Source organism: Megasphaera cerevisiae DSM 20462, assembly GCF_001045675.1.
Classification (GTDB): Bacteria; Bacillota; Negativicutes; order Veillonellales; family Megasphaeraceae; genus Megasphaera; species Megasphaera cerevisiae.
Genome location: NZ_LEKT01000010.1, coordinates 62,138 through 68,409, shown reverse-complemented (window position 1 = coordinate 68,409; position 6,272 = coordinate 62,138). Strand labels below are relative to the sequence as shown.

General features: G+C 37.6%; 9 protein-coding genes and 1 pseudogene. 7 read left to right on the top strand and 3 right to left on the bottom strand.

The window, feature by feature from the left end:
* A pseudogene (locus AB840_RS15985) lies at positions 1-146 on the top strand (IS200/IS605 family transposase); the annotation flags it as partial.
* Between the two features lie 412 nt (positions 147-558).
* Here AB840_RS15985 and AB840_RS04840 read toward each other — a convergent pair.
* Positions 559-885, bottom strand: coding sequence for a hypothetical protein (locus AB840_RS04840; protein ID WP_048513707.1), 327 nt, complete (start codon positions 883-885; stop codon positions 559-561).
* 900 nt (positions 886-1,785) lie between these two features.
* Between AB840_RS04840 and AB840_RS04835 the strand changes: the two genes are divergently transcribed.
* From AB840_RS04835 to rhuM, 4 genes are read left to right on the top strand one after another with little or no spacing between them, the layout of a single operon-like run.
* On the top strand, positions 1,786-2,208 hold the full coding sequence (locus tag AB840_RS04835; RefSeq protein ID WP_048513706.1) for a helix-turn-helix domain-containing protein: 423 nt from the start codon (positions 1,786-1,788) through the stop codon (positions 2,206-2,208).
* Positions 2,209-2,218: 10 nt separating this feature from the next.
* Positions 2,219-2,401, top strand: a complete 183-nt coding sequence (locus tag AB840_RS17535) for a hypothetical protein (RefSeq protein ID WP_200809939.1) — start codon at positions 2,219-2,221, stop codon at positions 2,399-2,401.
* Entirely contained in the window at positions 2,398-2,637 is a 240-nt protein-coding gene (locus AB840_RS18240) for an ImmA/IrrE family metallo-endopeptidase (RefSeq protein ID WP_200809938.1), read from the top strand. The genes AB840_RS17535 and AB840_RS18240 overlap by 4 nt, the downstream gene beginning before the upstream one ends.
* Before the next feature lie 34 nt (positions 2,638-2,671).
* Entirely contained in the window at positions 2,672-3,688 is a 1,017-nt protein-coding gene (gene rhuM, locus AB840_RS04825; RefSeq protein ID WP_236684549.1) for a RhuM family protein, read from the top strand.
* A 179-nt stretch (positions 3,689-3,867) separates the two neighbouring features.
* Here the strand turns inward: rhuM and AB840_RS04820 are convergent, their stop codons facing one another.
* Positions 3,868-4,239, bottom strand: a complete 372-nt coding sequence (locus tag AB840_RS04820; RefSeq protein WP_048513705.1) for a hypothetical protein — start codon at positions 4,237-4,239, stop codon at positions 3,868-3,870.
* Between the two features lie 42 nt (positions 4,240-4,281).
* The gene (locus AB840_RS04815) at positions 4,282-4,542 is read right to left on the bottom strand and encodes a helix-turn-helix domain-containing protein (RefSeq protein WP_048513704.1); all 261 of its coding nucleotides are present in this window, start codon (positions 4,540-4,542) and stop codon (positions 4,282-4,284) included.
* 157 nt (positions 4,543-4,699) lie between these two features.
* On the opposite strand from AB840_RS04815, the gene AB840_RS04810 reads away from it, so the two are divergent.
* Positions 4,700-5,377, top strand: coding sequence for a helix-turn-helix transcriptional regulator (locus AB840_RS04810; RefSeq protein WP_048513703.1), 678 nt, complete (start codon positions 4,700-4,702; stop codon positions 5,375-5,377).
* Between the two features lie 111 nt (positions 5,378-5,488).
* Positions 5,489-6,007, top strand: a complete 519-nt coding sequence (locus tag AB840_RS15980; RefSeq protein WP_072061759.1) for an ImmA/IrrE family metallo-endopeptidase — start codon at positions 5,489-5,491, stop codon at positions 6,005-6,007.
* Positions 6,008-6,272 lie beyond the last annotated feature (265 nt).

The window sequence follows — 6,272 nt, the reverse complement described above, 5'->3', positions numbered from 1 at the left end:
TTTGGTGTCGGGGATACTACGTAGATACCGTAGGAAAAAACGAGAAGAAGATAACCACCTATATTCGAGAACAACTTAAAGAAGATGAAATGTCCGAACAGCTTACATTAGATTTTGAAGACCCGTTTACGGGTAACCGGAAGTGATATGCAAGTGACGGACCGAACATGCGCTGTAAAGCGCCGCTGGTAGACTAGGCCTTATAGGCCGCATAAGAAAAACCACCAGCTAAGCTGGTGGATCATTATTTTATATAGGCTTGCCGCCTGCCGTATCAATTCTCATTTTTTCAGATGAACGCTATACCTTACAAGGTTTAAAGATTGCCCCGGATACGAAAAAAATACCCATTCGTATTGCTGCATATCCGGATATACTGGCCGAATTCGTCTTTGATCCGGTCCATTCATAAACGGCACAAAGCCGCCCGCAAAACGCACAGCGGCTCCGGTCGTCATGCCGTCTTTGATTCGTATTTACTTTGATTAGCAGAAAAAACATTGTTTGGCCGCCAATTCGTTCTTTTGAGGACTCACGGCATCATGAAATTCCTCTAATTTATTCATTATCAGATGTATCTGTTTTCATATTTTTCCAGATTTTAAGCGTAACCTCCTTCCCTTTCAATTCCTGCGGCTGTACAAAAAATGCTTTCCTGTAATTTCCTTCAATATGTTTTATCCATCGAATACGAAAATATCTGCACAGCCGGAAGGCTGCCATGGCCCTGACAACTGTCGCAACTCCTATATCGTACGTAAAACGCCGGGATTCTTTCTGGGCAACAAGTTCCAGTTCCGATTGCCCTAAAACAACTTCTTTCAATTCATCTTGTGAAAATGCATGCTTGCAATCAAATAGTGTAAGAAATTCCGTTTGTGTCATTTTAAAAATCCTCCTTTGACTAATCTCGGATGCTTAATAAAATTGCCACTCGATTCCCTATACTATTTATAGTACCACGTATCATGATTATTAGATAATTTTATCCCTATATTGATAGGTTTTTGTCTCTTATATAGATTTTTCAAGAAAAATTTAAACTTATATACATGCCTGAAATAAATAAAAACCCCTATCCTGTCGCAAACAGGCTAGAGGAAACGCAAGTATTTTATGCCGCCTACAAGATGCGCCACAGAAAAAATGGACCGCGTATGAAAAACATTCAGATACCATAGCTATTTTCAATGCAACTATACGGCCCTCTGAATAGACCCCAGAATAACTGCGCATTAAGAAATCTGGTGTGTCCTATGATAATAAATCCCTATACACACATTACGAAACGGCATGGTATTCCATTAATCAGAAATATAAAACAATTTGATTTGATCGTGATTATAGCATAGCGATTACCAGATATAAAGCTTGAAAAAAACGGTCTGCGCAAACCGGCCGCTGTATCCACACCATACTTAAAACGCTATGTATTGTCAGAATATTGTCAAAACATGCCGCCCCTTATGGACAAAAAAAACAGCGCCCCCGCAGGTCGCTGTTTTACTATATGGTGCCGGAGGTGGGACTTGAACCCACACGGTGTTACCCGTCTGATTTTGAGCCAAGGACTTTTTTAGTAATTTCAGCCCTAGCGATTGCCATTTCTAGTTTCACCGAATTTGTCATATCCATGCTCGCCTCCTCTTTTGTTGATTATTAATCACGATATTATTATAGTTTACTGTTGATTATATGTCAACATTTTTGTTTGTAATCATAAATTTTAGTTGATTTTTAAGAAACAATATAGTAATATAATAAGCAAGAAGAGGAGGAAGCGCAATGGAGTTATATGAACGCATAAAGAAAAGACGTGAAGAATTAGATCTATCTCAAGACGAGCTTGCTCAAAAACTAGGATATAAGTCGAGATCAACTATTGCTAAAATAGAAAAAGGGGAAAACGACATTACCCAATCAAAAATAGCTGCATTTGCCCAGGCCTTACAAACTACTCCAAGTACTTTGATGGGGTGGGACAATACAGAGGCTATTCAGCTAAACAAAAAAAATGAACGCGACATCCAAAAGCGCCTGAATGCAATCCTCTCCGACATGGATTCAGACGGAATGGCGATGTTTAATGGCGATGAGGAAATGGACGATGAAACCAAAGAATTGCTCAAAGCCTCTATCGAAAACTCGATCCGCATGGCCAAGATCAGGGCTAAGGAAAAGTTCACACCTAAGAAGCATAAAAAGTAGGTGATAGCCTATGGATATAAAAAAGACTGTCATAAAATTATGCAGAAAGCACAAGACAACAGATCCTTTTAAGATCGCCGCAGACTTGGATATCATCGTTATCTTTGAAGATTTAGGGTTGGCCTTGGGATACTTTGACTCGCAGTATCGTATAAAACCATCCACATTAACACCCTGGTACCGGACAAATTGAGGGTTTATGTTTGTGCGCACGAGCTGGGGCATGCTATCCTCCATGCCAAAATCAATACACCCTATCTTAGTGCATATACGCTCTTCAGCGTCGCAAAAATAGAGCGGCAAGCAAACACGTTTGCGGTCGAGTTATTACTACCAGATGACCTGCTGCAAGAGCATCCAGATTGCCCCATCTATAATTTAGCTCAATTAGCTGGCATCCCAGAAGGTATGGAACAGTTAAAAAGATAATATAAATTTGGAGATCGAAAGGAAGTTATATTAAATGCCATATAGCGAAAATATGGATGATATTATTATTTATAATACAGAAGATGGTCATGCGAGCGTACGTCTCTATGCAAATGATGGTACTGTCTGGATGACTCAGGCTCAAATTGCTGAGCTTTTTGATAAGGAACGTAGCGGTATTTCCAAACATATAAAAAATATTTTTCAAGAAGGGGAACTTGACCCAAAAAGCAATGTGAGTTTTTTTCACATTGCAAATTCAGATAAACCTATTTCTCTTTATAGTCTTGATATGGTTCTTGCTATAGGCTTCCGAGTTCGTTCTCCCCGTGGTACTCAGTTTCGAAAATGGGCAAACGCTACCTTAAAAGAATACCTACAAAAAGGCTTTATCCTCGATAGCGATCGTTTAAAAAACCCAGACGGCCGTCCAGATTATTTTGATGAACTTCTTGCTCAAATCCGAGACATTCGCGCAAGCGAAAAACGCTTCTATCAAAAATTACGCGACCTATTTTCCTTGTCTGTGGATTATGATAAAACCGATGTGGCTACGCAACAGTTTTATGCGGAAACGCAAAATAAACTAATTTATGGAGTAACTGGTCAAACCGCTATGGAACTAATTATAAATCGGGCGGATGCCAAGCAGCCGAATATGGCCCTTACCTCTTGGAAAGGGTCAGTTGTTCGGAAGCAGGATATTTATACTGCTAAAAATTATTTGGCAAGTGATGAACTTGATGTCCTGAATCGATTAGTATCCATCTTTTTGGAAAGCGCAGAATTGAGGACCAAAATTCACAAAACACTCACCCTTACCTATTGGCGCCATACAGTAGATAAACTCTTAACAGATCATGATATTCCTGTATTGCATACCGCTGGATCACGTTCGCGAGAACAAATGAAATCGTATGTAAATACCGAATATGATGAATTTGAAAACCGCCGTAAAAGGCACGAATCCCAGCTGGCCGATGAACAAGATTTAAAAGAACTAGAAGCTGAGACTATTTCCATCCAGAAAAACAAGAAAAGGGAACTATAAACTCAATACAAAAAATCCCGCCACTGTGCTGCAAACACGATGATGTGATGTATACTGTTCATCTCTCCTAATGCGCAATCCCGTCAAATTGGAATGTCCCTGATTCCACCGTAGCTGCGCTGGCAGAAATGGACAAATTTTTATTTACAGTTCCTTTTATGGTTGCCATGATAAGCCCCCTAATTTACGGAAAGGGTACCTGCCGTATAGCCATCTGCCGCAATGACTTCTGCTTCATATGTGGTCCTTTCGGGGGCGGTAAAGGTTTCCGTATGATCTACTTTTGCACTATCCGATTTATTCGGGACATACACATGGATTGTCTGATTGGCAGTCTGCGTGATCGTAACAGTATAGGTATTTTGTGATGCGGCCATAGCTGTGATGGTAGTCTCCACTGTCACAGTATAACTTCCGTCATCATTTTTTTCTGCTCCCGCTACGCTAACCGTACCTGCGGTATACCCAGAATTAGCGACAATTGACACATGCAATTTAGTTCCGTAAGCACCTAATGAAAATGTTTTGTCTGCCAATCTTTTAGTCTCCATCCTCTCTCACCTCTCTTCCCTTATATTTTTTCTACGCACAAGTCATATAATATGCCTATTTTCATTTGAATTTTTCTCCTTCCTTTTTAACCTATTTTGAAAAATTTCTTCTAATTGAATTAATACCTCGGTAGGAACGTGATATACACGCGAAAATCCTTTTAACGTGCTAAGTTTTATATTTTTTTGTCGTATACCATGTTCAATATCAGATAAATAATTTTGAGATATGAGTAATGCTCGCGCAGCTTCTCTTTGAGTTAATCCAGCTTTCGCTCTTGCTTTCACCAAATATGATCTCATGTTTTCCCTCTTTTATCTCAATTTGTGATTGCATAATATCCTATTTCGAGATATAAATCGGCCCCGAAATGAGATAAAAAAATGTTGACTAGTATCTCTAAATGAGATACTATTATTTTGATAAAGAAATTAGCATCCTTTATTAGGAGAAAATATTATGAAGATAAAACAATTGCGCATGATGAATGGACTAAGTCAATCTGCTTTTGCAAAACAACTAAATATAGCTCAAAATACTCTAAGTAATTATGAAAACGGGCAAAGAAAGCCGGATCCAGAAATCATCAAACTGATAGCAGATAAGTATAAAGTAACTACAGACTACTTACTTGATGCTGATCAAATATGTGATGATCGAATGGGTAGTGCGCTAAAATCCGAACGCAAAATGCAGGGGCTAACCTTAGCAGAACTTTCTAGAGAAACTAAAATCCCCCAAAAAGATTTGGAGGATTATGAAAACAACATAGAACCAATTAATTTTTATTTATTCAAAATTTTATGCGCCTATTTTGATAAAACTCCCGAAGCTTTCTACAAAGACCATGAAATGTACGATGAATACATACCTGAAATATTTGATGGAGATGTGGATAAATACGAGCAATTTAAAAAAGCTCGAGATATAGATGTAGCAAATGAGCGCATTCAAAAAAATGCTTGTTTTGTTAATTCTGAATTAGGAAAAGTCTCTCATGACAACCGTTTTATTACTTTATACCGTAAATACGCTCAATTACCACAAGATAAACAAAAAATTGTAGATGGTGTCATTGATGGATTTTTGCCCGCTAAACCGAAGGAGGATTTACCTGATGACGATGACCTTGATTAATCATGAAAACTATGATCGTCTCGATCAAGTTATTACTTTTTTTCTAAAGCGATTCCCTACGGACAAGCTCCCTGTACAGATAAATCCAGTTTTACGTACACTGAAGAAAGTGTGTATTTTAATACCTATAACCAGTATGCCTCTAATAACCACATTTCATTACGCATGGTTCCCCATTATCTTGGTTCGGCCTATGGTTGTCTGCAATATGATAAAAAGACAGGAGAGTCTTATATTTATTACAACAAAGATTTACCAAAAAATTGCAAACGTTGGAATCTCATTCATGAAATAGGTCATTATACGTTGCAACACCATCTTTTAAAATCTAAAGCTGATGGATATCTAACGGCAGTCGATATGGCAAGATTAGAAGAAGAAGCTAATTATTTTGCTAAACAGGTTCTTGCACCAGATTCGCTTGTTTTAATTATTATGGCGCATTGTAATCGTATCGATGAAATTTTTTTATATATGGTATATCGTTCCTTATTTAAATTAGGTCGACAGGCCTCTTCATATTGTGCATTACATATGGCTAAATACTACTCCTATAAGTCTATTAATAAAGATATAATTTATCAGTATCTCGTACCCTTAGAGATATATGAAAGAATTATCAAATATTGAAAAATTTAATTTATTAATGTATCAATATACTACAGAGTTACATCTTGGTTTTAAGAATGGGCGCATGCATTCAATTGCTGAAATTATGGATAATATGCCCCCTATTCTAGCAACAGATATGGAATATGTTAGATAAAAATTAGACCAACAGAAAAAATTGTAATTTTTTTTAAATACAAATGAAAATACCATCATCATGTCGGCATCACGATGATGGTATAACGATGGCAGTACTGTCAATATATTTATAACTCAGAATAGAAAC

Excerpts from the sequence above, each read along its gene's own strand:
- AB840_RS04815 (WP_048513704.1), bottom strand. The coding sequence starts at position 4,542 with ATGAGATCATATTTGGTGAAAGCAAGAGCGAAAGCTGGATTAACTCAA.
- AB840_RS04835 (WP_048513706.1), top strand. The coding sequence starts at position 1,786 with ATGGAGTTATATGAACGCATAAAGAAAAGACGTGAAGAATTAGATCTA.
- AB840_RS17535 (WP_200809939.1), top strand. The coding sequence starts at position 2,219 with ATGGATATAAAAAAGACTGTCATAAAATTATGCAGAAAGCACAAGACA.
- AB840_RS04810 (WP_048513703.1), top strand. The coding sequence starts at position 4,700 with ATGAAGATAAAACAATTGCGCATGATGAATGGACTAAGTCAATCTGCT.
- rhuM (WP_236684549.1), top strand. The coding sequence starts at position 2,672 with ATGCCATATAGCGAAAATATGGATGATATTATTATTTATAATACAGAA.
- AB840_RS04840 (WP_048513707.1), bottom strand. The coding sequence starts at position 885 with ATGACACAAACGGAATTTCTTACACTATTTGATTGCAAGCATGCATTT.
- AB840_RS04820 (WP_048513705.1), bottom strand. The coding sequence starts at position 4,239 with ATGGAGACTAAAAGATTGGCAGACAAAACATTTTCATTAGGTGCTTAC.